Below are 26,068 nucleotides of genomic sequence, written 5' to 3'. Positions count from 1 at the left end.
CTGCTGGTGGTTTTTTATTCAGTCTAGGGACGGAGGGAAATTTTCTACTACTCTGTTACACCACTACTCTTAATCATGGCTTTTACTTTTATATCAAATAGTACATCTGGATATAAACGATTCCATTTTTCAATTCTGTCTTCTTGAGTAAATCGTGTGGATTTATATCTGACCCCAAAGCCTATTGGATCGACATTTTCCTCTTTTAGCTTATTTAATAAATCCTCAATCTGTTTCTTAACTTCTTGTTCAATTAATTTGTTATATTGTTTTACCTTCTCTTGCTTAAATACTCCTTCTTTTTCCTCGAGGATTCCCTGCATCATAATATCATAAGTAATCTTTGGTTTTGGTTGATCAGTTAATTTATACTTGATTTTTATAATATCCGTTGCGTACAGGAACTTCTCCTTTTCCGTATCAATAACAAATCCCACATTCTGCTCAAAGTCCTTTAACATGTTAAAGATTCGAGTTTCTTCTGGATCTAGATTGACTACTTTCCATTCCTCTCCAGCTCTGTAAATTGCCACTTTATTAATGGAATATGTCTCATTTTTATCTTCACTTTTTTTCAAATCTATAACTGGAAATACGGCATCAATACCCTTTTCATATAAATCCCTTCTAAACTCTGAAAAGTATTCAGAGTGGATGTAAGGAGATTCTGTACCAATTTTGTCAAAAATGTTAATTAACGCTTCAGATGCCAACCTCTCTGATTTAGGTCTTGCTTTTAAAATATCTTCAGCCGTACCTTTTGCCATAGTAATCCAAGCTATTTTTTGTATATCCCTTCTTCTTGCAAGCCAGTCAATAATATCATAGAGGTTTTCATCAACTACATCTTCACCAAGAATAATAACTTTTGCGTGGGCAAAATCTAATTCTTTATCGATTTCTGATTTCATTTTCCTAACAGCGTGAGAAATTGTCATATTATCTTCAACTAATAATACATACTCCTGGTCCTGCCCTTGTTTAATATTTCCACTAGGTATAGCTAACCTAAGTGTAACTTTATATAATTCTTTTTCATCCGTACTCCTATCAATACCTATATTGGTCACAAAAATTCTTTTATCAATGTCCTTAAATCCACAACCAGTTAGTAAGCCGCTCATAAAAATAATAATTAACAAAGGATAGTGGAGTTTATGCCTCATTTTTTTTCACCTTTCTCACAATAAAGAAAAGTAATAAAACCATGAATGTAATGTACGGTATGATTAAACTTAAGTACAATTTAATAAAAGATATAGCTTGAAACTCAGGTATGCGATTAACAATTTGTATAGATGCAATCCAAAAAAAAGCTATGTACACATATTTGCCCAACTGATGTTTTTTCCATTTAATAAATGGAAAGGTGGAAAATCCCATTAAAAATTGAAACCCCACATGCCAATGGATTACCATACTTATTAAAGATATAACTAGATAAAGTAGTAAAAACATGATAAAAACTCTTTCTAAGAAAAAGAATTCCATCCTTATGGAATCAGATGTAAAAATCCAAGGATAGACAATATCCCCTACCCCATCGATTCCATTAAACCCAATTGGGATTAATGTAGTTGTCAATAGATTGATAAATGCTAACAACCCAATACCAGCAATAGGTCCTATCTTTAATTTTTGAGGTTTTTTCCATTCTCGATTAAAAATTGAAATGTTTATATAACCTAATACACTAAACATTGCCACTGAAATAGTTTCATAAGAGGGTAAATTTCTATAATAAGTAAAAGGCATCCTCGCAATTTCCCAATTCATACTGTCACTAAAAGAAGCTTTTATAATAATCACTATAATAATTGGGGCACATAAGGCTAAAGCAAATTCTAGTGCATACAATACCTTTTGAGATTTCATTAAAATTCCAAAGGTAATGACAACCAGAAAGATGCTAACAATCATCGTTAATGACATATCTGGATTAAGGTATCTTTTACTTAAAAAGGAATAACCAATTAATGTAGTTATCCCTGCTACGTACCATGTTAGCCCTGCACCAAGAAGATATAACTTAGCAAACCACTTTGGAGTGTAACTTTCAAGGAGCTCTGGTAAGCCTCTCCCAGGGAACTTAATGAAAATCTTGGTAATGATCCACAAGAAAGTAATACCTAATATTACAGCAATTATTAAGCTCCCTATCATGCCATTTGTTCTTTTTTCAAGAAGGAGTTTTGGCGTAAAAACCGTTATGTTCGCAAGCATATTTAAGATGAGGAGATAATAATAATACCTACTCATGCAGATTCTCCTTTAACAGACTTCTCTTTCTTTTCGTACATAACTTTTAAATATGGCTCTCCGTAGCTATCTACTTGTATGAAATAAAACAAAATCATAACAAATCCTAAAGTTAAACCCATCAGACCACCAATACTAGCTGTAAATAGTAGCACATATTTTAAAACTCGAATAGCTACACTCATTTCATTAATGGGTATAACAAAGTTTGCAATAGCAACTGCGGCAACAATGATAATCATAATATTAGATATAAGGACAGCTTCAGTAGCTGCTTGACCTAAAATCAAGCCACCTACCATCGTTGCTGTACTACTAATTGTTTTCGGTAGACGTAAACTCGCTTCTATTAAAAATTCCATCATCAATAACATAAATAGTACTTCTATAAAGGATGGATAAGGTACCCCCACCCTGCTTGATGCAATCGACAGTGCCAACTGGACTCGGAACACTTCCGTATTGTAAGAAGTTACAGCGACATATAAACCTGGTAATAGTAAGGTTAAAAATAAGCCTCCATAACGAAGTAGCCGTATAAACATCGTAGCCCAAAAAAACTGATAAATATCATCCATCGCTGACATAAAGTCGTAAAATATCGCTGGAGCAATTAATACAAATGGGCTACCGTCTATCATGACAACCACTTTTCCTTTTTCTATTGCAAAGATGGTGCGGTCTGGCCTTTCCGTTAAAAGTGTCGTTGGAAGTAGTGCTTTCGACTTCTTATTCATATATTTCTGTAATTGGCCAACGGATATGATTAGCGACTTATCCAGATTTTTTAAATCAGTCTTTATTGCATCTAGAGTATTGGGATTAACATAGGTAGGATCGTATATCAAAACCATATTTACATCATTTCGTTTTCCAATCTTATCTATTTCAATCGCTAATTTTGGTTCATGGTACCTATGCCTAATCATATTTAAATTTGTCTCAAAATCTTCACTAAACGCTGTATGAGGACCATGAACAGTAGTTTCAACGGCAGTTTCTAAAATGACATTATTTTTTACATTTTTTGTATCAAATAAAAAATATTGATAATGAACCTTTACAAGCAAATGACCGATGGACAGTGCTTGCAAAACTTCATCTTCATCTTTAAACTCCTTAAAGATGGTTAGTGACCGGATATATGAACAATATTCATTTAAATTTCCAACCTCAAAAAAAGGTTTAATGAATAATCTTGTAATCGAATCTTCATTTGCAATACTTTTTAAGAAATATAAAGTGACTGTTTCTCCATTATATTTAATGTCATGATGGATTAAATCATCTGCTTGGGAGAATTGTTCTAGTATTTTATCTGCTAAGCCTAAGAAGTTTTGTCTCATTTATACCCTCTTCTAAGTTCCTGTTTTGTCATTCGCTGGACAACTATCCACTTTTTCACAATTGTTTTAGTTAGTATCTCCGGAATTACATAAATCATTAGAAAAATGAAGAAGTAATAGTAAAAAATACTAAAAGGGGTCAGAATCAGAAATACAAAAAAGACATAAACAGGTTAAGGTTTATGTCTTGAATGTAGAAAACTTTTTAAATTGATTGTCTAGTTCTACTTTAAAATTAAAGATCCCTTAATAACCGTAGATTTCCGCTACGGGCGAACGCTTTCCGCGGGGTGCGACTTGAGCCTCCTCAGTCGCTACGCTCCTTGCGGGGTCTCAAGGTTCACACTATTTCCCACTGGAGTCGTCGCCCTTCGCTCCAATCAACTAGTATCCGGAAATAAATTAGTTTTGATAAATATAAAGACTATTAGGTAATCTCTTCAACACTTTTTCTAACTTATTATAATACGAATAAGTCTATTCAAATGTCCCTTTTACAATAGCTTCTCCGTTTTTTACCATTAGTTTTCCTAAGGCTAATACATGGTCAATGCTGTAGGTTTCTTTGTCTAACATGACTAAATCGGCATCCTTGCCTATTTCGATGGTTCCTTTTTGACGGAGTTTTAAGATGTTAGCAGGATTTTGCGTAATTACTTTTATGGCTGTTTCAACTGAAATGCCTTCCTCGACGATAGCGTCTCTAACCTCTTTAAAAAGGGTTGAAACTTTCCCCACTTGTAAACCAATAAATTCACCATTTTCGTCAAAATCCGGAAGGCTAGCTTGTCCATCTGAAGTAAAGGTGATTTGTGAAATATCTACCCCAGAATCAAGCATTCTTTTTAATGCAATACTACATTTTACTTCGCCTTCTTCAAAAAATTTAGGAATAGAACTAGTTGTAAAATCAACATACCCACCTTTTTTTGCATAACGAATTCCTTCTTCAAATAAGTGAGGATTTCTATTAATATGTGTTGGATAGAACTGTCTAATTGGGATATCTGTTGTATCTACTACCTCTTCAATTAGTTTCAAATGGTCATAGCTATCGCCAACATGGACATTAACAATTCCTGATTTTCCAGATAAAATTCCACCGATACGAGCGGCTGAAGCAATCTTAGCCATTTCCTCAACGGTTGGTTGTGAAGATCGGTGGTCGGCAATAGCCACTTCACCAACACCAATTATCTTATCGATTAAAATAATATCATCTTCAATTTTATCTGTTAGTGTTTTAACAGGAACTTGATAAGAGCCTGTTTGAACAAAGCAGGAAATTCCTTCTTCTTCAAGACCACGAGCTTTGGCTATTAAGCTTGGCATCGTTCTTGTTGTTCCATCTGTTCCAATAACCCCAACTAATGTTGTAATACCCGACAAAGTAGCATCTGTTAATTGAATTTCTGGTGTTCTCGTTTTAAAACTACCTTCCCCGCCCCCTCCAATGATATGAACATGAGCATCAATGAAACCAGGTACAACGATTTTTCCGTCAGCATTAATCGTCTTTATATCCACAAAGTCTTGAGGCAACTCGATTTTATCGAGGATGTAACCAATTTTGTCATTAACTAATAAAATATCCTTTTGCCCTAAATATTGAGGAGCATAAATTTCTCCGTTTTGAATTAAAGTTAACATTGCTTTCACCTTTCTTTATTCAATTGATAGAAAGTGTAACTAGTTTACTGTTTCGAATTTTTTGCTTCAATGTAAATAATACCAATAATCAGGCACACTAGCTATTATGCAAGTCAAACCAAAAAGGAGGTTACAACATTATGTGGAATTCTTAAATAGAGGACTATTAAACAAAAAAAGGACGATTAGAATTGGAAGGATTCTAATCGCCAAAAACATGAGTATAAAGAAAGCAATCAAAACTTGTGATTACTTTCTAATTTAATTATAATCTGATGCTTTACCCAATAACTGTGGGAAAATAACTAAAATTATTGGTAATTAACGCTAATTTTTCGGTTCTTATGATTTATTTATGCCTGAATTACCAGCATATTCCTTAAAACTTAGACCTTTTTATCGGATGCTCCCCCTACTTTAAGGTGGTGTTAATCATCCCTCTTTTTCTTTTTTCCTTTACCTCTTCCTTTCCCTCTGTCCTTAAATTTCTTTTCCCATTTTTCTCGTTCTTTTTTTAATCTATCTTCCCATTGATCTTTTTCTTTCTTCATCTTTTCTTCTAACTCACGCGCTCTGTTCATTTCATCTTGTTTTTTCTTGGCTAAATAAGAATAGACAGACGGGACACCAAAGGAGAGAGATTCTTGATCTTTAAGACTCTTTTCCATTAATTCACGGAAAATCGGCGCTGCTCCTTCACTACTAGTCGTAGTTAAATAATGATCCTTATCAGTATTGTCATAACCAACCCATACTGCTCCAACAAGCTGAGGGGTATATCCAACAAACCATTGATCTTTAACACCATTGATTCCTTCAATTGGTACTTGAGTAGATCCCGTTTTCCCTGCAACTTCTCTTCCGTTAATTTGAGCAGCTCTTCCGGTTCCCTGTTCCACAACTCCAAGTAACAATGCAGTCATCTGATCAGCTACCTTATCCGTAATAACCTGCACTTTTTCATCATTCCATTTTGCTACCACATTTCCCTCAGAATCAATGATCTTTGTAATGGTGTGGGCCTCATGCCGTTCCCCTTTATTGGCAAATGCGGAGTAAGCTTGAGCCATATGAAGAGGTGAAACCCCTTTGTTTAAACCTCCTAAAGCAATACTTAAATTTCTGTCTTCTTTATCCAGGGGAATACCGAATTTTTCCGCCGCATTAATCCCTTTTTCTATCCCAATCTCATTTAATAACCAAACAGCAGGAAGGTTTAAAGAATCCTTTACTGCCTCATACATCGGAACTCTTCCTTTGTACTGGTGGTTATAGTTACTAGGGCTATAGCTACCAAAAGAGATCTTTTCATCTACTAAACTATCGGTAACGCTCCAACCATTTTCAAGTGCAGGAGCATATGCAGCGATTGGTTTCATAGAAGAGCCGGGCTGTGCTTTTAATTGAGTTGCTCGGTTATATCCCATGAATACCGTTTCACCCCTCCCTCCGATTAAAGCACGTATTCCTCCTGTTTTAGGATCAAGCAATATCGCTCCACTCTGGACCATCTGTTTCTTTCCATCCGCAGGGAAGAATTGATCATTTGTGTAAGTTTCTTCTATAACGGTCTGCATATGTGGATCCAACTCCGTATGAATTTCATAGCCCCCCGTTAAAAGTTCATCTAAAGTAAACCCATATTTATTGATTCCTTCATTTAGAACAACATCAATATAGTGTGGATACTTCCCTTTCAGAGGATCAATTCCAGAATCGGTTAATTTAACCTTTTTCTTTGTTGCTTTGTCTAATTCTGATTTTGTTATAAAACCATGTGTATACATTTGATTTAAAACGAGATTTCTTCTTTCTTTTGCCTTCTCTATATGATTATAAGGATTAAGGTTCGTTGGGGCTTTTACTAAACCCGCTAATAATGCAGACTCCTCTATTGTTAGTTCTGAAGCTTCCTTGCCAAAATATTTTAAGGCAGCATTCCTAACACCCCAGGCACCTTCTCCAAAATATATTTGATTTAAATACATTTCTAGAATTTTTTCTTTCGTATAGTTCTTCTCAATTTCCTTTGCTAAAAAGAACTCCTCTAATTTTCTTCTATACGTTTTTTCATGGGATAATAGTGCATTTTTCGTCAATTGCTGTGTAATGGTACTTCCGCCTTCCACTACTCCGCCAGCTTTTAGATTTTTGTAAAATGCCCTTATCAGTCCCTTATAATCAACCCCATCATGTTCATAAAAACGATGGTCCTCAATCGCCACAATTGCATTTTTTAAATGCTCCGGTATTCGATTGAAAGGAACGCCTTCCGTCTTATTGGCTGTTATTTTACTCGCAACCTTACCATTAACATCGTAAATAATAGTAGATTGAGCCAGACCATCTTCAAGATTGCTAATATCAACATCCTTTGATAAAAAATAAAATAGACTTAGAGCGATTAAAGAACCTGTAGCCAATAACAATAGCAAAATCTGAAATATATATTTTCCTTTTCCTATTTTTCGATTTCTGTCCGCTCTCGTCTGGTTTGTACGTGTACTCATTTTTTCCCAACCTTCTTAACAATTAAATTTCGTTTTTTATACCCATATCCCTTTAATGGGGAAACCAAAAAAGAAAAAGCAAACGAATAGCTCGATTGCTTTTTCTACATATTAGCTTTTGTTTCAAGTTTTTGTTTATCAGTAAGTTCCTTATAAAGAGACTCCATATACATACAGACAATTTGTTTTGTTTTATTGTCAACATGTAGAACGTCTAAATGCTTTAAGCACTTCTTAATGGTAGGATGAACTCCAATATTACTATTAGCTCCCATCATTTCACCTCGTTATAAGATCATCTAACTATATAATTCGTACCGTTCTCTAACTTTTTGGGGGTTTATAAAAAAATTCGCTGAAATTGTATGATAATCGATTATCTCATTCCTTTTAAGGGTATTAAACAAACACAAGAAAGGATGATGAAAATGTTGGGAACGAATTATGAATGTATAATGGTTGCTTATAACCTTTCTGAAATCAGTAAAGAAGTATTGAATGTTGCGATCAACATCAAGAAAGCACATCCAAAGTCCAGGCTAATTATTGCACATGTCATTGAAGAGAAAGTAAGTAACATCAATGTGGACCAAGAGAAGAAAATTGAAACAGTTCGAACAAACGGTTTTCTTTTAGAGGGGATTCAGATACCACCAGTAACGGTTGAGAAAAATAAATTAGAAAATCATCATACTAAAATCACTGACAGCGTGGACCAAGTATTTTTCAATGTAAAAGAAGAATTGAAAACGAGAAACATGGAAGCGGAATACGAATTATTAGAAGGAGCTCCTGCCGATAGTCTCTGTGACTTTGCCAAGAAAAAGGATGCGGATTTAATTGTAGTAGGTAATGCAGGTAAAAATGCAATAAAAGAATTACTATTAGGAACTGTTGCGGAGAAATTAGTTAAAAACGCTCCTTGTCATGTTTTGGTCGTAAAGTAATCTTGTTGACTAATATGCACGATGAATAGAGAGCCTTGCTATTTTCTTTTAGCTCTCTTTTTTCGCTGCATATTTAGATGTCCTGAATCTTTATCATTAATCGGTCCATCACCCTAAGCGTAATTAAACTAATTGCTAAATACATAAAAGTGAATGTATTTGGGATTAGTAAAATATCAATCCATTGACGTAACCGTAAATTCATAAACACCTGAAGCTCTTTCGCTAGGTCAAAAGCTTGTGAGATAAAGGCTCCTTTAATGAGTAAATACAGCCCAATGTTCGTTAACAAATAGGTAACTAGGGCAATCATTATATTTACTTTCTTAGAGAATCTTAGTACAGCTTTTAGTAAAACCGTCAAAATGAGAACACCTATAGGAAATAAAATAAAGACTACACTGATTGGAGTCATCCTTCCCCCTCCAAACCCCTATTGATAAGTTTTATCTAAACTAACTCTTTAAATCGCTCTTGTGCACTTTGTTCATCTAGACTACTGAAAATCCTAAAAAATTCATCATCTAAAATTCGAAAATGTTGGCTTAAAATATTTTGTTGGAGTATGTAACCGTTTTTGCGTTCAACTTCACGCCACCAAATTTTTCCGCCTAAAGTTTTTTCTTTACGAACATCTATTCCATCTCTAGCTACTGTTTCGAGCACCTCTAACGGCTCATTTCCAAATAAAAATTGAACCGTTTCTGTTTCTCTAAAAAGAGCACAGATTGTTACAACTGTTGGCCAATTTGCATGCAATCGACCTTTTTCAATTTGTACAAGTGTCTTTTTCGATATTCCAATAACCTCAGCCATCTTGTCTTGCGTATAACCAGCTTCTGTTCTAATTAAACGTAACTTGTCTGAAACTTTTTGTATGATTTCATCTCGATCCAAACTCATTCATCCTCTTCAATCTTGTTTTTTATTCATTAACTACTAACAGAAAGTCGGATTAACTATTTTTACTAAAACAAATTTATATTCTAAATAACATGTAGCCAAACGGATCAGATTCGTGTAATATTACACCCATTTACTACTGTTATTATAAGAGAAGTTAATAATTGGTAGCAAGGAAAAAGAACTTTAAACACATTTATTTTTGCTTCTAACTCACTCTGTCCTTAAAGTAGAATTAAATAATTCTAGGGAGACAATCCAAATGAAGGAACATGATCGTGTTATCTATATTATGAGGAAGGATTTTCGTATCCATGACAACCCTGCCCTTTTCGAAGCTAGTAAACATAAAAATACATACATCCTATATATATATGATCCTATCAGGGAAAGAATAGGTTCTGCAAAAAAGTGGTGGCTACATCATGCCTTGGTGGATATCAAGCAAAAACTCGGGAAGCTGAACGGAAAGCTTATTATCAAAAAAGGTTGTTACGAACAAGAGATTAAATCATTTATAAAGGAAACAGAAGCTCACACGATCTATTGGAACCGTATCTATGATCCATACACTTATAATAGAGATATAATTTTAGCGAATGAGTTATCTCAAAAAGGAATCAATATTAAAACTTATGAAGGAACGCTTCTACTACCTCCTTGGACGATAAAAAATTCAAAAAATGAGCCTTATAAGGTGTTTACTCCATTTTATAAGCAATTTTTTAGAGAAAACATTCCAAAATGTGTACCCTCAATCCAGAAGATTTATCATGAAACAGACAGAGAGATTGTTAGTCTAGATGTTTCGGACTTAAACTTATTACCTACAATCCCCTGGACTAGAGGATTTCACGTTTTTGATCCTACAGAAGATAAAGCACTAAAGATGGCTGAGGTTTTTATTAAAAACAACTTAAGCTTATATAAACAACATAGAGACTACCCTTATTTGGAAGGCTGTTCAACACTTTCTCCCTATATAAGTTTTGGCCAACTATCTGTAAGGAGATTATGGCATCAGATAAACCAGTTTGATCATGATTTTATCTCAAGTGAATTCTTACGCCAGTTAGTTTGGAGAGAATTTACTTATCATACACTAATGACCGAACCACATATGGAGCACGAGCCTCTAAACAGTAAGTTTCTATCTTTTCAATGGGAAGATGATGATTTTTTATATAAACAGTGGTGTAGAGGAAGAACGGGATACCCGATTGTAGATGCTGGAATGAGAGAGTTGTGGGAGACAGGAATGATGCATAACCGAGTGAGAATGATTACCGCCTCCTTCCTAACTAAACATCTCCTAATGGATTGGAGGAAAGGGGCAACCTGGTTTTTTGATACCTTATTAGATGCTGATGTTGCTAATAATTCTTTTGGCTGGCAATGGGTAGCTGGAACAGGGCGTGACGCATCCCCTTATTTTCGAATTTTTAACCCTATGTTACAAAGTAAGAAGTTTGACCCTAAAGGAGAATATATTAAAAAGTGGATTCCTGAACTAACACTTCTTCCTGAGCGATATGTACATGAACCTTGGACAGCACCCAGTAGCTTGCTAAAAGATGCAGGAATTGAATTGGAAAAAGATTATCCGCTCCCCATTATTGACCATCATACAGCAAGAGCTAGAGCATTAAATCGATATAATGAAATAAAGTAGAAGTAGATTCAAGAGATGAGCGTTTGTACTGTCATCTCTTTTTTGATATCAATCCCTTCTAGTCCATTTTGACCTTGTGCAAATGAATAGAAAAATGTTTTATAATATTAAGATTTTAATATTTATTCAGTTCTAGACATCATAGTTTGTTTGCAATCACATCATTAAATGTTATTGGCCTGAACAGACTGTCTGCCGAGAGAATCATTTGTACTTGTTAATTATAATGAAACCCATAGGAAGGAAAGATTAAAATGGGAGCTAATATGAATGAACGGTTAATCGATTTTTTAGCAGGATGTAAAGAAGAACTATTAGATAAATGGGAAAGACAGATCCTCGTTTCTCCTATTGACCCATACAAAGATAAAATCAAGGAAAACGGAGCAGGGATGTTTGAAATCTTTCTTCATGGTTTCTATAAAAATAATGATGAATTAGAAAAATACATAAAGGATATTGCTCAATCAATTGCTGTTGAACGTGTTAATGCGAAAATCAATATTGGCGACTTTGTATATAATGTTAATGTTGGTCGATCAACTGTGTTTGAGTTCTTGTTAAGTACCGATTTAGATAAGACTGAGCTCCAACATTTTATCCAAAAAATTAACTTTTGTTTCGATAAGTTCCTTTATTATGCTGTTAGTCGTTATACCGAAGAGAAAAATAAAATAATAGAAGAAAAAACACATTTCATTGATTCCACACATAAGGATCGATTAACACTTCTTGGACAAATGACCTCTAGCTTTATTCATGAGTTTCGTAACCCGTTAACATCTGTTCAAGGTTTTATACAATTGTTGAAGTCCGAAGATCCTTCAATAAAATATTTAGATATCATATCCAATGAGTTAGAGCAGCTTAATTTTAGAATTTCCCAGTTCCTTCTTTTATCAAAGAAAGAATTGATCGGAAAAGAAAAAGTAATTTTCTCACTAAACGAACTGATAGATGAGGTCCTTATCTTCCTATACCCTAGTATTTTAGATTGTAAAGTAAAAGTATTGAAAAACATTGTAGACAACATAGAAATCATCGGTTATGCCGATGAAATTAGACAAGTATTAATTAATATTATCTTTAATGCCATTGATGTGTTGAGCCAATACCGTAACGATCCGATTATCGAGATTTCAGGTACCATACAGGAAAAATCAATTTCATTAAAAATATCTAATAATGGTCCTGTTATTCCAAATGATTTACTACAAACGATTTTCGAACCATTTGTTACGACAAAGACATTAGGGACGGGTCTAGGACTATTTGTGTGTAGAGAAATTATAAAGAAGCATAAAGGAACACTAACCTGCGAATCAACTGAAGAGAAAACCATCTTCAATATCGTCCTTCCTTTGTCATAAAGGCTATTTAGTCATTGATTTCTGCTCCAAATATGTTTAATAAATGATTTTTTCTTGGAAGTTACTAACCAGCTCTATAAAGAACCTATTTCTTTCTAAAATTTTCTAGTATAGTTGATTGTAATAGTACTAGTTTGAATTTCGAGAAAAGGGGGATTAAAGTGTTTACTTTAAAGGTTGATTCAGAAATTGAATTACAGCTATTTCAAATCCATCATTCCGAAGAGCTATATCAGCTTGTAGATGCAAACAGAGAGCACCTTAGAGAGTGGTTACCATGGGTAGACAGCATGAACTCACCCTTTCAATATCACTCCATCATTCCTGTTTGGCTAAAACAATTTGCTGATAATAATGGATTTAACTGTGGTATTCGCTATAAGGGGAAATTAGTTGGTTGTATCGGTTTACACCAAATCGATTGGAACAATAAATCCACAAGTATTGGCTATTATTTGGGTCATCATGCACAAGGAAATGGAATAATGACTAGAGCAGTTCAAGCCCTAATAAACTACATTTTTTACGAACTGAAACTATATAGAATAGAAATCCGTTGTGGTGAATATAACTTTAAAAGTCGTGCTATCCCCGAACGTTTAGGTTTTACCAATGAAGGTACGATTCGAATGGGTGAGAACTTATATGGCCAGTTTCATAATTTAGTCGTTTATGGTCTCCTTGCCAATGAGTGGCATTATTAAAAAAGCAATAGGAAACCCTTGGATTAATGAATCCAAGGGTTTCCTTAATATATCTCTGAAATCACATATCTTCTTCATCTTTAACTCTTAGTAAGCGTAATGCATTGAAAGTTACGATAAGCGTAGCACCCATATCGGCGAATATCGCAATCCAAAGAGTTAGCCAACCAGGAACAACTAAGGAGAGTGCTAACAGCTTAATTCCAATTGAAAAGATAATATTTTGTTTAATGGTTGTTAATGCCTTGCGACTAAGTTTAACCGTAAACGGAAGCTTTCTTAAGTCATCTGCCATTAATGCGATGTCTGCAGTTTCTAGTGCGGTATCTGTACCCGCACCACCCATTGCTACACCTACAGAAGAGGCTGCCAAAGCTGGGGCATCGTTCACACCGTCTCCTACCATCCCCACTTTATCATACTTTTTCCTAAGTTCTTTAATATGGTTTAATTTTTCTGCAGGAAGTAATTCAGCAGCAATAGTTGAAACCCCTACCTGGTTTCCAATGGCTTCAGCTGTTCCTTTATTATCTCCTGTTAGCATGACTGTTTCTTCAATACCAAGACGGTGAAGTCGCTGGATAACGGAACGACTAGTCTCCCTTACTGCATCTTGAATAGTAATAATAGACATGATTTTTTCTTCTGTTCCGAATAGTACGACTGTCTTACCTTCAGATTGAAAGTTAGTAATAACTTGTAAGTGGAATTCCAATTCAGGATGTTGACTAAACAATTTCGGACTTCCAACCAAATATCTCTGCTCTTGTATAGTTGCAGTTATTCCTTTCCCAGTTATAGAAGAAAAATCTTTCACTTCTATTTGTTCAAATGAAACCCGCTCTTCTTCTGCCTTTTTTAGTATAGCCGTTGATAAAGGATGCTGTGACCCTTTTTCAAGGGCAGCAACTAGTTGCAGATGTTTTTGCTCACTACCATTATCTATCGTAACAAAATCTATCACAGTCGGGATTCCTTTTGTTAAGGTTCCTGTTTTATCAAATGCAATGGCCTTTAAAGCACCCATTTCCTCTAGATAAATGCCACCCTTTATTAGAACTCCGTTTTTGGCAGCATTTCCGATAGCTGTTACAATGGAAACCGGCGTAGATATAACTAATGCACATGGACAACCAACAACGAGTACGGCTAATCCTTGATACACCCATTTACTCCAATCCCCATCTAGAAAAATAGGAGGAACAATCGCTACTAACAAAGCAACAAGCATGATGGTAGGAGTATAGTATTTAGCAAAACGATCTACAAATGCCTGTGATGGAGCTCGTTCCGCTTGAGCCTCTTCAACTAAATGTACGATTTTCGCAATAGTCGTGTCTTCCACCTTTTTAGTAACAACAATTTCTAGTAAACCTTCTTCATTTAGTGTTCCAGCATAAACGTCGTCACCTACAGATTTTAAGACTGAAATCGATTCCCCTGTAATAGAGGCTTGATTGATTGATGAAGTACCTGAAATCACTTGCCCATCCATCGCAATTTTTTGTCCAGGTTTTACAATCATGATATCGTTGACATGAATATCTTCTACGTTTAAACTAAGCTCTCGTCCATCACGTTTGATCAGAGCTTCCTTAGGCGTTATATTCATTAATGACTGAATCGATTGTCTCGCTTTATCCATTGAGTAGGCTTCCAACACTTCACTTATAGCAAATAAAATGACAACCGTTGCCCCTTCTCCCCATTCACCGATAAGAGCTGCTCCTATAATGGCAATGGTCATCAATGTTCTCATATCAAACTCTAGGCGAAGCAGGTTTTTAAAACCAGTCGTAAATAAACGATGTCCACCTAGTACAATGGAAAAGACAAATGCTAAAATGACCATTAGATGTTCTTCCCCTAAGTAGGCCATTCCTAGCCAACCCAATGCTAAAAATAACCCTGACAGAAGAACATTCCAATGCCTTTTTAAAAATGACTCCTTCTTTTCCTCAAATCGTTCATTTTCCGGAATAACTTTAATATTCTCAAAGGCTCCCGCCTGTTCAATTGCTTTAACGGTCGTACTACCAAATACCGTGATCTTTGCTGCACCAAAGTTAACTATAGCATCTTCAACACCATCCAGGTGTTTTACGTTCGATTCGAACTTTTTAGCACAGCTAATTCAGGAAAACCCTTGTACACGGTATACCTTTTTATCGAAAGTATTACTCAACCCTTGTTCCACGTAGCTCCACCTCCTTTTGATGAGTGAAAGCTATCTCAACTAGTTGTTTCACGTGATCATCATCTAAATAATAGTAAACAAGTTTTCCTTCTTTCTTATACTTGGCTAAACCTAAGTTTCTTAAAAGTCTTAAATGATGGGAAGCAGTAGCAATAGAACAACCAACAATGTTTGCCACATCACATACGCATAATGGTTCCTCAATGGTTAAGGAGTAAGCAATTTTTACCCTCGTATTGTCAGACAAAGCTTTAAAGAGTGTTGCCACTTCCTTTGTATTTTTATGCTTAAGCTCATCTATAACTTTCTTTACTTTCCTTTCATCTATAATGTTGACTTCACAAATTTCCTTATTCAAGAGCATCCCCCTAAACATTCAAACAATCTTTTGAATATTATTGTATGCATGTATGTTTAAACGGTCAAATATATATGAATTTTTAGATTATTCGGTAACTTTGAAATGAACTTGCTGCCAAGTACTTTTCTTCTCACTAATTTAACCTCAACAGTTGTAAAAATGATAAATAAGGGCAAAGTACAAGTAAGTTATAATTAGGAGGTGAAACCTTACGTTCGTAAGGTAGCCTTGATGACGCTCTTAAATTTATTATTGGTTGCTATACTGATCGGATTTACAGCCTTTTTCGTGGCAGCTGAATTTGCTATCGTAAAAGTTAGAAGTTCTAGAATTGATCAACTTTTAGAAGAAAACAAAACAGGTGCGAAACCAGCTAAACAAATTATTACTCATTTAGATGAATATCTCTCAGCATGCCAATTAGGTATTACAATTACAGCACTAGGGCTTGGATGGTTAGGTGAACCGACTGTTGAGGAGATATTACGTCCTATTTTTCACAACCTTAATTTAAATCCTTCGATGTCCCATATATTATCCTTTGGGATTGCATTTGCATTTATTACATTTTTACATGTTGTAGTAGGAGAGTTAGCCCCAAAAACAATTGCTATTCAAAAAGCAGAAGAAGTTAGTTTACTGTTTGCTCGTCCACTAATCTTCTTTTATAAATTAATGTTCCCTTTTATTTGGATTCTAAATGGTTCAGCTAGGATTCTCGTGGGGTTAGTTGGATTTAAACCCGCCTCCGAAGGTGAAATTGCTCATTCTGAAGAGGAATTACGAATATTGCTTTCGGAGAGCTATGAAAGTGGAGAAATCAATCAATCTGAACTTACCTATATGAATAATATATTTGAGTTTGACAATCGGATCGCAAAAGAAATTATGGTCCCTCGTACAGAAATTATAACACTCGCGGCAGACTCTACCTTACAAGAGATTGTACAAATTGTTGAGGAAGAGAAGTATACTCGTTATCCTGTCATTGAAGGTGATAAGGATAATATTGTTGGAATCATTAATATTAAAGAAATTCTAACCGATTGCATTCAACAAAAGTGTGAAGGAGACAAACCTTTACTTAGCTATATTAAACCTGTCATTACTGTTATTGAAAGCATCCCTATCCACGACCTACTATTAAAAATGCAAAAAGAACGATCCCATATGGCTATTCTTTCAGATGAGTACGGTGGTACAGCTGGTTTAGTTACAGTTGAAGATATTTTAGAAGAGATTGTCGGAGAGATTCATGATGAATTTGATACAGATGAAATTCCTCTTATTCAACATTTGGATGAACACCATTATATATTAGATGCTAAAATGTTGATAATGGAAGTAAATGATTTATTAGGAATTACACTTGAAGAGGACGAAGTTGATACGATAGGCGGTTGGCTACTCACACAAAGGTTTGACTTAGAACAAGAGGACTTTATCGAAGAGGAAGGCTACATGTTTATTGTAAAAGAAATTGAGGGTCACCATATTAAATATATTGAGATAAAAAAATCCATTGAAGATAATAAAAATTAAGTTTTTAGGAGCCCATCTAGAATTGGCTCTTTTTTATATAGAGAAAACCGAATGGGTTATATTTCCATTTTCTTGGAATTGCATGTATGTTCAAAAAATTGAATCAAATTTATTCATATTTAGTTAATTTTGTCATAAAATAGAGATAGCATCAATTTTTAAAACTGTCACGTTTGACTGTACAGTTTTAATTCCAGTATAATTGATTTTGATTTTATAAAAAGTAGAGGTGATATGATGGGGCATTCTATCGTATCGGTGAGTTAGCAGAAATTGCTAATGTTTCAAAACGAACGATTGACTACTATACTAGTCTCGGACTTTTAACAGCTAGTCGTTCAAAAGCAAATTACAGAATATACTGTAAAGAAGCATTATCCGATATTAAATTTATTGAAGAATGTAAGAGTCTACATCTTCCGCTTGAAGAAATTAAAAGAAAAATAGAAATTAAAAGAGTGAATACCGTTAATGATTGTGAAGTTGAAAAACATATACAGTCTTTAACACAACAAATGAAACAGCTAAATAATGATATTTCCCTACTATTACCTTTAATAGAATCATTAGATGGTGAGCAAGCAGAAAATTTATCTAATAAACTATCTGATGAAAGTGAATTATTATTAAAGTCCCTTCTATCTTTAACTAGTTAGTATGGCAAATAATTACAATCGGAAAAGAAACGTATTATAAATGAATACATGTTAATAAGATTCATATTTTATTAAATTTTTGTATCTATCAGGAGGTGACTCCTTTCTCGTCTATCAACGAGATAAGGAAACTTATTGGACATATTAAACTTGGTTTCAATAGCCATTTTGATTGCTTTGACAGCATTCTTTGTTGCTTCAGAATTTGCAATTGTTAAGGTAAGAAGCTCAAGAATTGATCAATTACTTGAAGAGGGTAATAGAAATGCACTCGCAGCGAAGAAGGTAATTACAGGTCTAGATGAATATTTATCGGCCTGTCAACTTGGGATTACTATAACGGCTTTAGGGTTAGGGTGGCTTGGAGAACCCACCATTGAACATATGCTAAGACCACTGTTCAATGACATGCACATTCCAGAGTCTGTCTCTCAAGTTCTTTCTTTTGGTATTGCATTTGCTTTCATTACATTTCTCCATGTAGTTGTTGGGGAACTTGCCCCAAAAACATTGGCGATTCAAAAAGCTGAGGCTGTTACCCTGTTAGCTGCACGTCCTCTAATATGGTTTTATCGTCTTATGTATCCGTTCATCTGGGGCCTTAATGGTTCTGCTCGTATCATAACAGGGATGTTCGGACTTAAACGTGCTTCTGAACACGAATTAGCTCACTCTGAAGAAGAACTAAGAATTATCCTGTCTGAGAGTTATAAAAGTGGTGAAATTAACCAGTCAGAGTTTAAGTATGTAAATAAAATCTTTGATTTTGATAATCGAATAGCAAAAGAAATTATGGTTCCTCGAACAGAAATTGTCTCACTTTCTAAAGAAGATACCATTGAAACTTTCTTACAGGTTGTAAAAGAAGAAAAATTTACCCGCTATCCTATTATCGATGGAGATAAAGACCATATCATTGGAATGGTTAATATTAAGGAAGTAATGACAGAGTTAATCAGTGATGGTGCTGTTATTACAAAAGAATTAGAAGCGTACTGTCGCCCCATTATTCGGGTTATTGATTCAATTCCTATTCATGATCTACTTGTAAAAATGCAAAAGGATCGTATTCATATGGCCATTTTGATGGATGAATATGGTGGAACATCTGGATTAGTAACAGTTGAAGATATTATTGAAGAAATAGTTGGCGATATTAGAGACGAATTTGATATGGACGAAATCCCTGAGATTAGAAAAATTAAGGATAGTCACTATATAATTGACTCTAAAGTTCTAGTTACTGAGGTAAATGATTTACTTGGTCTTGAGATTAATGATGAAGATGTTGATACAATTGGCGGTTGGATCCTAACGGAAAATTATGAAGCCAAGCAAGGTGATATCATTCAGTTTGGATCATATTCCTTTAAAATTATCGACATGGAAGAGCATCATATTAAATACGTTGAGGTCAAATTAAAACAAGAGACAGAAAGTAATGTAACCCCACTTCAATTAACTAAATCAGAAATAGTTTCATAGATTAGAAAGTTAACTCATGGAATCATATTATGATCCAACAGAGTTAACTTTTTTTATTTATAAACGTTCACTACCTCCACTTGGTTAAGAAGCACCAATAGATAATCGACAATTAAATGTGGTCTCCTACCTCTTATTTCTCCTCAAAAATTTTCCCAACCTCAAAATGAGGAAAAATACCACACAATATTTGCTATTAAGAATATACTTATATTAAAATGTGATAAAAGAAATAGTAAATATTTCACAGGTAAGACATAATAGAAAAAATTAAATATTTTATAAAACTTTTTTTATAATACCCCCAAATAGTGAATTTAAACTCCGAAGTATATAGTACAAGAACATCAAGACAATCATAAATGTTTAGGCAGTTATAAAACAGAACAGAGTTATATAAAAGTATGAGCATTTAAACTTGACGATTTTTTAAGGAGGTTCAGGTATGCGTTTAGTGAAAACAGATATTGATGAATTATTGGAAGCTACCAGTGAACTAGCTGAGGACGATTGTAGTTATAGGCTCAAAATTATTGAAATTGACAAATTACTTGAAACTACACAAGACTGGTAAATATAGACTAAATTAAATATTAATATATTTGAAAGCTAAGCACCTGGTCTTAGCTTTTTTATTTTTACTTTCTACTTCTCCCCAATACCTTCCTACTCCGACAAGTGATTCCACATTAATGTTTAGATAGTCCTACTACCGGCACGAAAGAACCTTTAAAAACATACTTGACGAAAAGTTAGTTTCATTTTATAATTTATCTTGAAATCAATTATCTCGAATTAAAGATAAATTATAAAAAGGTGGATGAAACTAATGAGTAAAACTAATTGGACAGTAGATAACGCACATAGCAGTGTTGATTTTTCAATCAAACATATGATGATTGCTAACGTAAAAGGTACATTTAAAAACTTTGATGCTCAAGTTGAGGCTGATCCTTCTGATCTAACATCTGCATCTATTCAGTTTAATATTGATATTGCAAGCATCGATACACGTAACGAAGACCGTGACAACCACCTTCGTTCAGCAGACTTCTTTGATGTAGAGAATCACCCTACCATGACATTCAAATCAACTGAAATTGTAAAAACAGATGATGATGAGTATAATGTGACTGGTGAACTAACTCTTCACGGTGTAACTAAGCAAGAAACATTCTCTGTTACTTATGAAGGTTCAGGCAAAGACCCATGGGGAAATGAAAAAGTAGGTTTTAGTGTAGCTGGAAAGCTTAATAGAAGCGATTATGGACTTACATGGAACTCTGCTTTAGAAACTGGTGGAGTACTAGTTGGAGATAAAGTAAAAATTGACCTACAAATTCAAGCATTAAAAGCATAAAGGGATTATTAGATTATTACTACTAGTAAATTCTATAGATACATTTAGTAAAAGAGTCAGCCCTTTTGTTGGGCTGACTCTTTTAGTTAAAAAAACGATTATTTAACTACCTCGGCTTCTTCTGTAGAACTAATTTGAATAAGTTCTGGATTTTCAGAAAGAATGATGTTGAACGACCCTTTTGACAAATGAACGGTAAATATATTTCCTTGCTGTATTCCATCTACAAAAGTATTTTGGCTAAAGTTCTGCGGTTTCATATTTAGCTCGATATCTTTATTAGACATATTAACTAAGAAAATACCGTTATGTAAGTTTAAAAATTCACTTACTGATGCTGCAGCTAATTCATTTACTTCAGTCAATTCTTCTTCTGCATAAATGGAAGCAATTTTTAGGAAAATCTCTGTATTAGAAGATATTGCTGTAAACAATGGAGTTTGACCAGTAATCTCTTGATGAACAAAGCATTCCTTGTTAACTTCTTGCTCTGAATTGTAAGCCTCAAGGTAAACCTGGTCATCAATAAACCTGATTAAATTTTTCATAAATAAGGATAAATAATCTCTATAAAGTTCTTTTAAGGAAGTTGTCTCAATATGAACTAAATTTTCTACTAGAACTTCAATATCCCCATTTTTGATTGCTTCAAATTTATCATCAGAAAGGCTATTTTCATTCTTATATTCGTTTAAAGCTAGTGAGAATTGTTCAATAGTCATATACTCTCGATCCACTAAAGCTTGAGCTAATAATAAATGATTTTGTTTTTGAGCAGTAAGCATACCCTCTAACTGGTCATTCGTCAAGAAACCTAATTCGATTGCTATTTCACCAAATCTTTTATCCATCTGTGTTTGTTTAAGATGAGTTTCTTCTACTTGTAATGGAGTCATATAACCTTCATCTACAGCAAGTACACCCAACTTAACATGAACAGATTTTTGTAATTCAAGTGCATCTTTTAGCTGTTCACTAGTTATATACCCACGGTTCAATAGATAATGGCCGAAGTATTGACTAAACATTTAAACTTCCCTCCTTTTCTTCAAGCAGTATTCTTTCAATTAAGTTAGTAACTGCCTCTAATGTAATTGGCTTTTGTATAAAATCATAGGCACCCTTCTCTAATGCCTTTTTTAGATGTTCCTTAGTACCTGCAGAAGATGCCATTACCACCTTAATTTCTTGGTTTGAAGCTTTAATTTCTTCTAATGCTTCAATTCCGTCCTTATCAGGCATTACAATATCCATGAAGATTAAATCAGGTGAATGTTTTATAGCCATTTCAACAGCAACCGTACCGTTCTCTGCCTCAATAATATCACTACACTTACATTTTTCTAATGTACTTCTTAGTTTTTTTCGAATTAATGCGGAGTCGTCACATATTAATACTCTCAAATTGTTTTCCATCTCTGTCATCTCCCTAAGCAATTTCTCTCCATCACAAATCTAGTTCTACGTACCTGTTCATATCTCCTTCAATAATTCAAAAAAACTATTACTTTATGACTAATTATTGAACATGGGCATATTTCAAGTTTAAAAGTTAACTTTCTAAAATGAGTCACATATTTAGAATAACTAAGCGGAATCTATACGTTCTCGCTTAGCAAATAAATATGAATATCTAAACTAGTTTAAGGAAATATTTTTATTAGTATATATAAGGAGAATAAACATGAGGTTAGTTGGAATTTGTTATAAATGTAATGGGAGTGGATATTTAAAAAAATACTTCTTCTATAAGAAAGAATGCTCGACTTGTACAGGCTCTGGAAGATATATTCAATCAATTCAGGAGTATCGCAACAGTTAGTTACTGATTGATGCAGATTTTATCCTAGATAACTTGTTAAGTTTGAATTCCTTTAAAGTAGAGGTTAGAAAAAGCACAAAAAAAGCTAGGTATAGAACCTAGCTTTAGAATTTATGTATGGCTCCGCAGGTAGGACTCGAACCTACGACCGTTCGGTTAACAGCCGAATGCTCTACCACTGAGCTACTGCGGAATAGTTAGTATTAATCTCACTAATTGTATATGATGGGCCTAAATGGACTCGAACCATCGACCTCACGCTTATCAGGCGTGCGCTCTAACCAGCTGAGCTATAGGCCCATATGGAGCGGGTGATGAGAATCGAACTCACGACATCAGCTTGGAAGGCTGAGGTTTTACCATTAAACTACACCCGCATTATTTTTTGGAGGCGGCACCCGGATTTGAACCGGGGATAGAGGTGTTGCAGACCTATGCCTTACCACTTGGCTATGCCGCCATATAACTGGGCTAGCTGGATTCGAACCAACGCATGTCGCAGTCAAAGTGCGATGCCTTACCGCTTGGCTATAGCCCAAAGATTATTCAGTAAAACTTTTATGGGGCGACTGATGGGAATCGAACCCACGAATGTCGGAACCACAATCCGATGCGTTAACCACTTCGCCACAACCGCCATAATTCACTCTGGCAGGGGTAGTAGGAATCGAACCCACACCAAAGGTTTTGGAGACCTTCGTTCTACCTTTAAACTATACCCCTAAATAAGAAAATGGTGGAGGGGGACGGATTCGAACCGCCGAACCCTAAGGAGCGGATTTACAGTCCGCCGCGTTTAGCCACTTCGCTACCCCTCCAAAATAAAAGGTGGCTCAGGACGGAATCGAACCGCCGACACAAGGATTTTCAGTCCTTTGCTCTACCAACTGAGCTACTGAGCCGTTTTTTGAAATACTATTCAATATGTTTTGCTTCGTCCTTCGTCCCGATTTACGAGGATGGAAAGACAAAGATGTAATTCAAATCGGTACGCTGGATGTTTTTTCAAGAAGTATATTCATCGTGCTCTACCAACTGAGCTACTGAGCCGTATATTTCATATTAATTTCTCAAATTAAACGAGTATTATATAGTATGGCGGTCCCGACGGGAATCGAACCCGCGATCTCCTGCGTGACAGGCAGGCATGTTAACCGCTACACCACGGGACCAGATGGATTATTGCGGGGACAGGATTTGAACCTGCGACCTTCGGGTTATGAGCCCGACGAGCTACCAGACTGCTCCACCCCGCGATAATAGTATTTGTTTTAGATTGCAGATGCTCTTTGTTAAGCATTTTCTATTCCGATAAACCGCCTCGATTTCAGAAAGCATCTCAAGAAGTGGCTCAATCGGTGCGCTGTAGAGTAATCGAATAAGCATATTCGACCGTGCTCCACCCCGCGATAATAGTATTATAGATATTCTTTTTAAAAATGGAGGAGGTAGAGGGATTCGAACCCCCGCGCGGTTTGACCCGCCTGTCGGTTTTCAAGACCGATCCCTTCAGCCGGACTTGGGTATACCTCCAATAAAGTTTAAATTATGGTAGCGGCGGAGGGAGTCGAACCCACGACCTCACGGGTATGAACCGTACGCTCTAGCCAGCTGAGCTACACCGCCAAATTATTATGGTAGATTCTTTTCACTCCACTACGTTCCGTGAAAAAATCTAAGTGGAGCCTAGCGGGATCGAACCGCTGACCTCCTGCGTGCAAGGCAGGCGCTCTCCCAGCTGAGCTAAGGCCCCATAAAATTGATGGTCGGGAAGACAGGATTCGAACCTGCGACCCCTTGGTCCCAAACCAAGTGCTCTACCAAGCTGAGCTACTCCCCGATATCTAGTTGTTAACTACTTAAATATAGTGGCGCGCCCGAAAGGAGTCGAACCCATAACCTTCTGATCCGTAGTCAGACGCTCTATCCAATTGAGCTACGGGCGCAAATTAAGTACTAGTGTATATACTAACTACTTTTGCTTCTGCAAAAAAGTTAAATGCCGAGGACCGGAATCGAACCGGTACGGTAGTCACCTACCGCAGGATTTTAAGTCCTGTGCGTCTGCCAGTTCCGCCACCCCGGCATATTTTTGGAGCGGAAGACGGGATTCGAACCCGCGACCCCCACCTTGGCAAGGTGGTGTTCTACCACTGAACTACTTCCGCGTTACATTATTTTTGGTAAAGTGTTTACTAGAAAGAAAAATATGGTGCGGGTGAAGGGAGTCGAACCCCCACGCCTTGCGGCGCTAGATCCTAAGTCTAGTGCGTCTGCCAATTCCGCCACACCCGCAATGTAATTTAAGGAAACTTCTTTTGCTTACGCAAAAACATAATAAGGAAATCTCTTTTGCTTACGCAAAAATTAAGGAAACTTCTTTTGCCATCGCAAAAAAGTTTGGTGAGCCATGGAGGACTCGAACCTCCGACCCTCTGATTAAAAGTCAGATGCTCTACCGACTGAGCTAATGGCTCATACTATTATGGTGCCGGCGATAGGAGTCGAACCCACGACCTACTGATTACAAGTCAGTTGCTCTACCAACTGAGCTACACCGGCACGATATATTTTTTTTTTGCTTCACTACGTAACGTGAAAAAAATGGTGGAGGATGACGGGATCGAACCGCCGACCCCCTGCTTGTAAGGCAGGTGCTCTCCCAGCTGAGCTAATCCTCCATAAAAAAAGTTGCTTTTACTCCACTACGTTCCGTAAAAAAAATTGGTGACCCATACGGGATTCGAACCCGTGTTACCGCCGTGAAAGGGCGGTGTCTTAACCGCTTGACCAATGGGCCTAGATTAATTACCTCTAAGAGGAACTATATTAGGATAGCATTTTCTTTAATTACAGTCAACACTTTTTTAAAAGAAAATGTTCGCCTGGCGACGTCCTACTCTCACAAGGGGACAGCCCCTAACTACCATCGGCGCTGAGAAGCTTAACTTCCGTGTTCGGTATGGGAACGGGTGTGACCTTCTCGCTATCGCCACCAGACTATGTAATTTAGAAGGATTGATCTTTTCACTATCGTGAAAAATCATAGTTATGCCTTCAAAACTAGATAATGATTGAAGAAGAAGAATTCGAGTAATCACCAATAATGTGGTTAAGTCCTCGATCGATTAGTATCAGTCAGCTCCACATGTCACCATGCTTCCACCTCTGACCTATCTACCTGATCATCTTTCAGGGATCTTACTAGCTTGCGCTATGGGAAATCTCATCTTGAGGGGGGCTTCATGCTTAGATGCTTTCAGCACTTATCCCTTCCGCACATA

General features: G+C 35.8%; 21 protein-coding genes, 23 tRNA genes, 2 rRNA genes and 1 pseudogene. 10 read left to right on the top strand and 37 right to left on the bottom strand.

Annotated features, from left to right (window positions below; all coding sequences use genetic code 11):
* Positions 1-47: 47 nt before the first annotated feature.
* The 6 genes from SM124_RS00235 to SM124_RS00210 all read right to left on the bottom strand — a co-directional run bounded on the left by SM124_RS00235 (position 48) and on the right by SM124_RS00210 (position 8,043).
* Positions 48-1,166 (bottom strand): Ger(x)C family spore germination protein, encoded by a 1,119-nt coding sequence (locus SM124_RS00235; protein ID WP_322444476.1) that lies wholly within the window; start codon positions 1,164-1,166, stop codon positions 48-50.
* Positions 1,156-2,259 (bottom strand): GerAB/ArcD/ProY family transporter, encoded by a 1,104-nt coding sequence (locus SM124_RS00230; RefSeq protein ID WP_322444475.1) that lies wholly within the window; start codon positions 2,257-2,259, stop codon positions 1,156-1,158. Before SM124_RS00230 ends, SM124_RS00235 begins: the two co-directional genes overlap by 11 nt.
* On the bottom strand, positions 2,256-3,605 hold the full coding sequence (locus SM124_RS00225; RefSeq protein ID WP_322444474.1) for a spore germination protein: 1,350 nt from the start codon (positions 3,603-3,605) through the stop codon (positions 2,256-2,258). Before SM124_RS00225 ends, SM124_RS00230 begins: the two co-directional genes overlap by 4 nt.
* A gap of 477 nt (positions 3,606-4,082) precedes the next feature.
* Positions 4,083-5,255 carry a beta-aspartyl-peptidase gene (iadA, locus tag SM124_RS00220; protein WP_322444473.1) on the bottom strand — a complete coding sequence of 391 codons (1,173 nt, stop codon included), beginning with the start codon at positions 5,253-5,255 and terminating at the stop codon, positions 4,083-4,085.
* A 428-nt stretch (positions 5,256-5,683) separates the two neighbouring features.
* Positions 5,684-7,765: a transglycosylase domain-containing protein gene (locus tag SM124_RS00215; RefSeq protein ID WP_322444472.1), complete on the bottom strand. Its 2,082-nt coding sequence runs from the start codon at positions 7,763-7,765 to the stop codon at positions 5,684-5,686.
* Positions 7,766-7,869: 104 nt separating this feature from the next.
* A complete protein-coding gene (locus tag SM124_RS00210) occupies positions 7,870-8,043 on the bottom strand; it encodes a hypothetical protein (protein ID WP_322444471.1) in 174 nt (57 codons plus the stop codon).
* Between the two features lie 150 nt (positions 8,044-8,193).
* Here SM124_RS00210 and SM124_RS00205 point away from each other — a divergent pair, with 150 nt between their 5' ends.
* On the top strand, positions 8,194-8,712 hold the full coding sequence (locus tag SM124_RS00205; RefSeq protein WP_322444470.1) for a universal stress protein: 519 nt from the start codon (positions 8,194-8,196) through the stop codon (positions 8,710-8,712).
* 73 nt (positions 8,713-8,785) lie between these two features.
* Here the strand turns inward: SM124_RS00205 and SM124_RS00200 are convergent, their stop codons facing one another.
* Together SM124_RS00200 and SM124_RS00195 are read right to left on the bottom strand one after the other, a co-directional pair.
* Positions 8,786-9,127 carry a hypothetical protein gene (locus tag SM124_RS00200; protein WP_322444469.1) on the bottom strand — a complete coding sequence of 114 codons (342 nt, stop codon included), beginning with the start codon at positions 9,125-9,127 and terminating at the stop codon, positions 8,786-8,788.
* A gap of 35 nt (positions 9,128-9,162) precedes the next feature.
* Positions 9,163-9,609, bottom strand: coding sequence for a helix-turn-helix transcriptional regulator (locus SM124_RS00195; protein ID WP_322445024.1), 447 nt, complete (start codon positions 9,607-9,609; stop codon positions 9,163-9,165).
* A 268-nt stretch (positions 9,610-9,877) separates the two neighbouring features.
* Between SM124_RS00195 and SM124_RS00190 the strand changes: the two genes are divergently transcribed.
* The 3 genes from SM124_RS00190 to SM124_RS00180 all read left to right on the top strand — a co-directional run bounded on the left by SM124_RS00190 (position 9,878) and on the right by SM124_RS00180 (position 13,361).
* Complete coding sequence (locus SM124_RS00190; RefSeq protein ID WP_322444468.1) at positions 9,878-11,287, top strand: cryptochrome/photolyase family protein; 1,410 nt, start codon at positions 9,878-9,880, stop codon at positions 11,285-11,287.
* A 254-nt stretch (positions 11,288-11,541) separates the two neighbouring features.
* On the top strand, positions 11,542-12,657 hold the full coding sequence (locus SM124_RS00185) for a histidine kinase N-terminal domain-containing protein (RefSeq protein ID WP_407691363.1): 1,116 nt from the start codon (positions 11,542-11,544) through the stop codon (positions 12,655-12,657).
* A gap of 161 nt (positions 12,658-12,818) precedes the next feature.
* Entirely contained in the window at positions 12,819-13,361 is a 543-nt protein-coding gene (locus SM124_RS00180) for a GNAT family N-acetyltransferase (protein WP_322444466.1), read from the top strand.
* A 61-nt stretch (positions 13,362-13,422) separates the two neighbouring features.
* Here SM124_RS00180 and SM124_RS00175 read toward each other — a convergent pair whose 3' ends face one another.
* Complete coding sequence (locus SM124_RS00175; RefSeq protein ID WP_322444465.1) at positions 13,423-15,558, bottom strand: heavy metal translocating P-type ATPase; 2,136 nt, start codon at positions 15,556-15,558, stop codon at positions 13,423-13,425.
* Complete coding sequence (locus tag SM124_RS00170; RefSeq protein ID WP_322444464.1) at positions 15,539-15,922, bottom strand: ArsR/SmtB family transcription factor; 384 nt, start codon at positions 15,920-15,922, stop codon at positions 15,539-15,541. The genes SM124_RS00175 and SM124_RS00170 overlap by 20 nt, the downstream gene beginning before the upstream one ends.
* Positions 15,923-16,150: 228 nt before the next feature.
* Between SM124_RS00170 and SM124_RS00165 the strand changes: the two genes are divergently transcribed.
* From SM124_RS00165 to SM124_RS00140, 6 genes and pseudogenes are all read left to right on the top strand, one after another.
* Positions 16,151-17,461, top strand: a complete 1,311-nt coding sequence (locus tag SM124_RS00165; protein WP_322444463.1) for a hemolysin family protein — start codon at positions 16,151-16,153, stop codon at positions 17,459-17,461.
* 254 nt (positions 17,462-17,715) lie between these two features.
* Positions 17,716-17,892, top strand: a pseudogene (locus SM124_RS00160) (MerR family transcriptional regulator); the annotation flags it as partial.
* A gap of 27 nt (positions 17,893-17,919) precedes the next feature.
* The gene (locus SM124_RS00155; RefSeq protein WP_322444462.1) at positions 17,920-18,117 is read left to right on the top strand and encodes a hypothetical protein; all 198 of its coding nucleotides are present in this window, start codon (positions 17,920-17,922) and stop codon (positions 18,115-18,117) included.
* A 135-nt stretch (positions 18,118-18,252) separates the two neighbouring features.
* Positions 18,253-19,602 (top strand): hemolysin family protein, encoded by a 1,350-nt coding sequence (locus SM124_RS00150; RefSeq protein WP_322444461.1) that lies wholly within the window; start codon positions 18,253-18,255, stop codon positions 19,600-19,602.
* Positions 19,603-20,047: 445 nt separating this feature from the next.
* On the top strand, positions 20,048-20,176 hold the full coding sequence (locus SM124_RS00145; protein WP_322444460.1) for a hypothetical protein: 129 nt from the start codon (positions 20,048-20,050) through the stop codon (positions 20,174-20,176).
* Positions 20,177-20,431: 255 nt separating this feature from the next.
* The gene (locus SM124_RS00140; RefSeq protein WP_322444459.1) at positions 20,432-20,962 is read left to right on the top strand and encodes a YceI family protein; all 531 of its coding nucleotides are present in this window, start codon (positions 20,432-20,434) and stop codon (positions 20,960-20,962) included.
* A gap of 98 nt (positions 20,963-21,060) precedes the next feature.
* Here SM124_RS00140 and SM124_RS00135 read toward each other — a convergent pair whose 3' ends face one another.
* The 27 genes from SM124_RS00135 to SM124_RS00005 form a co-directional block, all read right to left on the bottom strand.
* Positions 21,061-21,990, bottom strand: coding sequence for a cyclic di-GMP-binding domain-containing protein, MshE-related (locus SM124_RS00135; RefSeq protein ID WP_322444458.1), 930 nt, complete (start codon positions 21,988-21,990; stop codon positions 21,061-21,063).
* On the bottom strand, positions 21,983-22,378 hold the full coding sequence (locus tag SM124_RS00130; RefSeq protein ID WP_322444457.1) for a response regulator: 396 nt from the start codon (positions 22,376-22,378) through the stop codon (positions 21,983-21,985). The genes SM124_RS00135 and SM124_RS00130 overlap by 8 nt, the downstream gene beginning before the upstream one ends.
* Before the next feature lie 524 nt (positions 22,379-22,902).
* Positions 22,903-22,977: transfer RNA gene (locus SM124_RS00125), tRNA-Asn, on the bottom strand.
* A 33-nt stretch (positions 22,978-23,010) separates the two neighbouring features.
* A tRNA-Ile gene (locus SM124_RS00120) sits at positions 23,011-23,084 on the bottom strand.
* 3 nt (positions 23,085-23,087) lie between these two features.
* Positions 23,088-23,161: transfer RNA gene (locus SM124_RS00115), tRNA-Gly, on the bottom strand.
* Positions 23,162-23,170: 9 nt separating this feature from the next.
* A tRNA-Cys gene (locus SM124_RS00110) sits at positions 23,171-23,244 on the bottom strand.
* A gap of 6 nt (positions 23,245-23,250) precedes the next feature.
* Positions 23,251-23,322 (bottom strand) — tRNA-Gln (locus SM124_RS00105).
* A gap of 23 nt (positions 23,323-23,345) precedes the next feature.
* Positions 23,346-23,421, bottom strand: a tRNA-His gene (locus tag SM124_RS00100).
* Positions 23,422-23,433: 12 nt separating this feature from the next.
* Positions 23,434-23,507 (bottom strand) — tRNA-Trp (locus SM124_RS00095).
* 11 nt (positions 23,508-23,518) lie between these two features.
* Positions 23,519-23,602, bottom strand: a tRNA-Tyr gene (locus tag SM124_RS00090).
* Positions 23,603-23,613: 11 nt separating this feature from the next.
* Positions 23,614-23,686: transfer RNA gene (locus SM124_RS00085), tRNA-Phe, on the bottom strand.
* 194 nt (positions 23,687-23,880) lie between these two features.
* A tRNA-Asp gene (locus SM124_RS00080) sits at positions 23,881-23,956 on the bottom strand.
* A gap of 10 nt (positions 23,957-23,966) precedes the next feature.
* Positions 23,967-24,040, bottom strand: a tRNA-Met gene (locus SM124_RS00075).
* 184 nt (positions 24,041-24,224) lie between these two features.
* A tRNA-Ser gene (locus SM124_RS00070) sits at positions 24,225-24,317 on the bottom strand.
* Between the two features lie 16 nt (positions 24,318-24,333).
* Positions 24,334-24,410, bottom strand: a tRNA-Met gene (locus tag SM124_RS00065).
* Between the two features lie 54 nt (positions 24,411-24,464).
* Positions 24,465-24,537: transfer RNA gene (locus SM124_RS00060), tRNA-Ala, on the bottom strand.
* A 10-nt stretch (positions 24,538-24,547) separates the two neighbouring features.
* Positions 24,548-24,624, bottom strand: a tRNA-Pro gene (locus tag SM124_RS00055).
* A 29-nt stretch (positions 24,625-24,653) separates the two neighbouring features.
* Positions 24,654-24,730, bottom strand: a tRNA-Arg gene (locus SM124_RS00050).
* 54 nt (positions 24,731-24,784) lie between these two features.
* Positions 24,785-24,870: transfer RNA gene (locus SM124_RS00045), tRNA-Leu, on the bottom strand.
* A gap of 7 nt (positions 24,871-24,877) precedes the next feature.
* A tRNA-Gly gene (locus SM124_RS00040) sits at positions 24,878-24,952 on the bottom strand.
* Positions 24,953-24,994: 42 nt separating this feature from the next.
* A tRNA-Leu gene (locus SM124_RS00035) sits at positions 24,995-25,079 on the bottom strand.
* A 106-nt stretch (positions 25,080-25,185) separates the two neighbouring features.
* A tRNA-Lys gene (locus SM124_RS00030) sits at positions 25,186-25,261 on the bottom strand.
* Between the two features lie 9 nt (positions 25,262-25,270).
* A tRNA-Thr gene (locus SM124_RS00025) sits at positions 25,271-25,346 on the bottom strand.
* A gap of 43 nt (positions 25,347-25,389) precedes the next feature.
* A tRNA-Val gene (locus SM124_RS00020) sits at positions 25,390-25,465 on the bottom strand.
* Positions 25,466-25,509: 44 nt separating this feature from the next.
* Positions 25,510-25,584: transfer RNA gene (locus tag SM124_RS00015), tRNA-Glu, on the bottom strand.
* Between the two features lie 83 nt (positions 25,585-25,667).
* Positions 25,668-25,784, bottom strand: a 5S ribosomal RNA gene (gene rrf, locus SM124_RS00010).
* A 108-nt stretch (positions 25,785-25,892) separates the two neighbouring features.
* Positions 25,893-26,068: ribosomal RNA gene (locus SM124_RS00005) — 23S ribosomal RNA — on the bottom strand; the annotation flags it as partial.

The organism is Robertmurraya mangrovi (assembly GCF_034427655.1).
Classification (GTDB): domain Bacteria; phylum Bacillota; class Bacilli; order Bacillales; family Cytobacillaceae; genus Robertmurraya_A; species Robertmurraya_A mangrovi.
This window is presented reverse-complemented; position numbering and strand designations above follow the sequence as displayed.

What these genes read in the sequence shown, in the direction of transcription:
- SM124_RS00170 (WP_322444464.1), bottom strand. Translation starts at nt 15,922, where the DNA reads ATGCTCTTGAATAAGGAAATTTGTGAAGTCAACATTATAGATGAAAGG.
- SM124_RS00230 (WP_322444475.1), bottom strand. Translation starts at nt 2,259, where the DNA reads ATGAGTAGGTATTATTATTATCTCCTCATCTTAAATATGCTTGCGAAC.
- SM124_RS00135 (WP_322444458.1), bottom strand. Translation starts at nt 21,990, where the DNA reads ATGTTTAGTCAATACTTCGGCCATTATCTATTGAACCGTGGGTATATA.
- SM124_RS00215 (WP_322444472.1), bottom strand. Translation starts at nt 7,765, where the DNA reads ATGAGTACACGTACAAACCAGACGAGAGCGGACAGAAATCGAAAAATA.
- SM124_RS00165 (WP_322444463.1), top strand. Translation starts at nt 16,151, where the DNA reads ATGACGCTCTTAAATTTATTATTGGTTGCTATACTGATCGGATTTACA.
- SM124_RS00130 (WP_322444457.1), bottom strand. Translation starts at nt 22,378, where the DNA reads ATGGAAAACAATTTGAGAGTATTAATATGTGACGACTCCGCATTAATT.
- SM124_RS00140 (WP_322444459.1), top strand. Translation starts at nt 20,432, where the DNA reads ATGAGTAAAACTAATTGGACAGTAGATAACGCACATAGCAGTGTTGAT.
- SM124_RS00210 (WP_322444471.1), bottom strand. Translation starts at nt 8,043, where the DNA reads ATGATGGGAGCTAATAGTAATATTGGAGTTCATCCTACCATTAAGAAG.
- SM124_RS00235 (WP_322444476.1), bottom strand. Translation starts at nt 1,166, where the DNA reads ATGAGGCATAAACTCCACTATCCTTTGTTAATTATTATTTTTATGAGC.
- SM124_RS00205 (WP_322444470.1), top strand. Translation starts at nt 8,194, where the DNA reads ATGTTGGGAACGAATTATGAATGTATAATGGTTGCTTATAACCTTTCT.
- SM124_RS00200 (WP_322444469.1), bottom strand. Translation starts at nt 9,127, where the DNA reads ATGACTCCAATCAGTGTAGTCTTTATTTTATTTCCTATAGGTGTTCTC.
- SM124_RS00145 (WP_322444460.1), top strand. Translation starts at nt 20,048, where the DNA reads ATGCGTTTAGTGAAAACAGATATTGATGAATTATTGGAAGCTACCAGT.
- SM124_RS00190 (WP_322444468.1), top strand. Translation starts at nt 9,878, where the DNA reads ATGAAGGAACATGATCGTGTTATCTATATTATGAGGAAGGATTTTCGT.
- SM124_RS00185 (WP_407691363.1), top strand. Translation starts at nt 11,542, where the DNA reads ATGGGAGCTAATATGAATGAACGGTTAATCGATTTTTTAGCAGGATGT.
- SM124_RS00225 (WP_322444474.1), bottom strand. Translation starts at nt 3,605, where the DNA reads ATGAGACAAAACTTCTTAGGCTTAGCAGATAAAATACTAGAACAATTC.
- iadA (WP_322444473.1), bottom strand. Translation starts at nt 5,255, where the DNA reads ATGTTAACTTTAATTCAAAACGGAGAAATTTATGCTCCTCAATATTTA.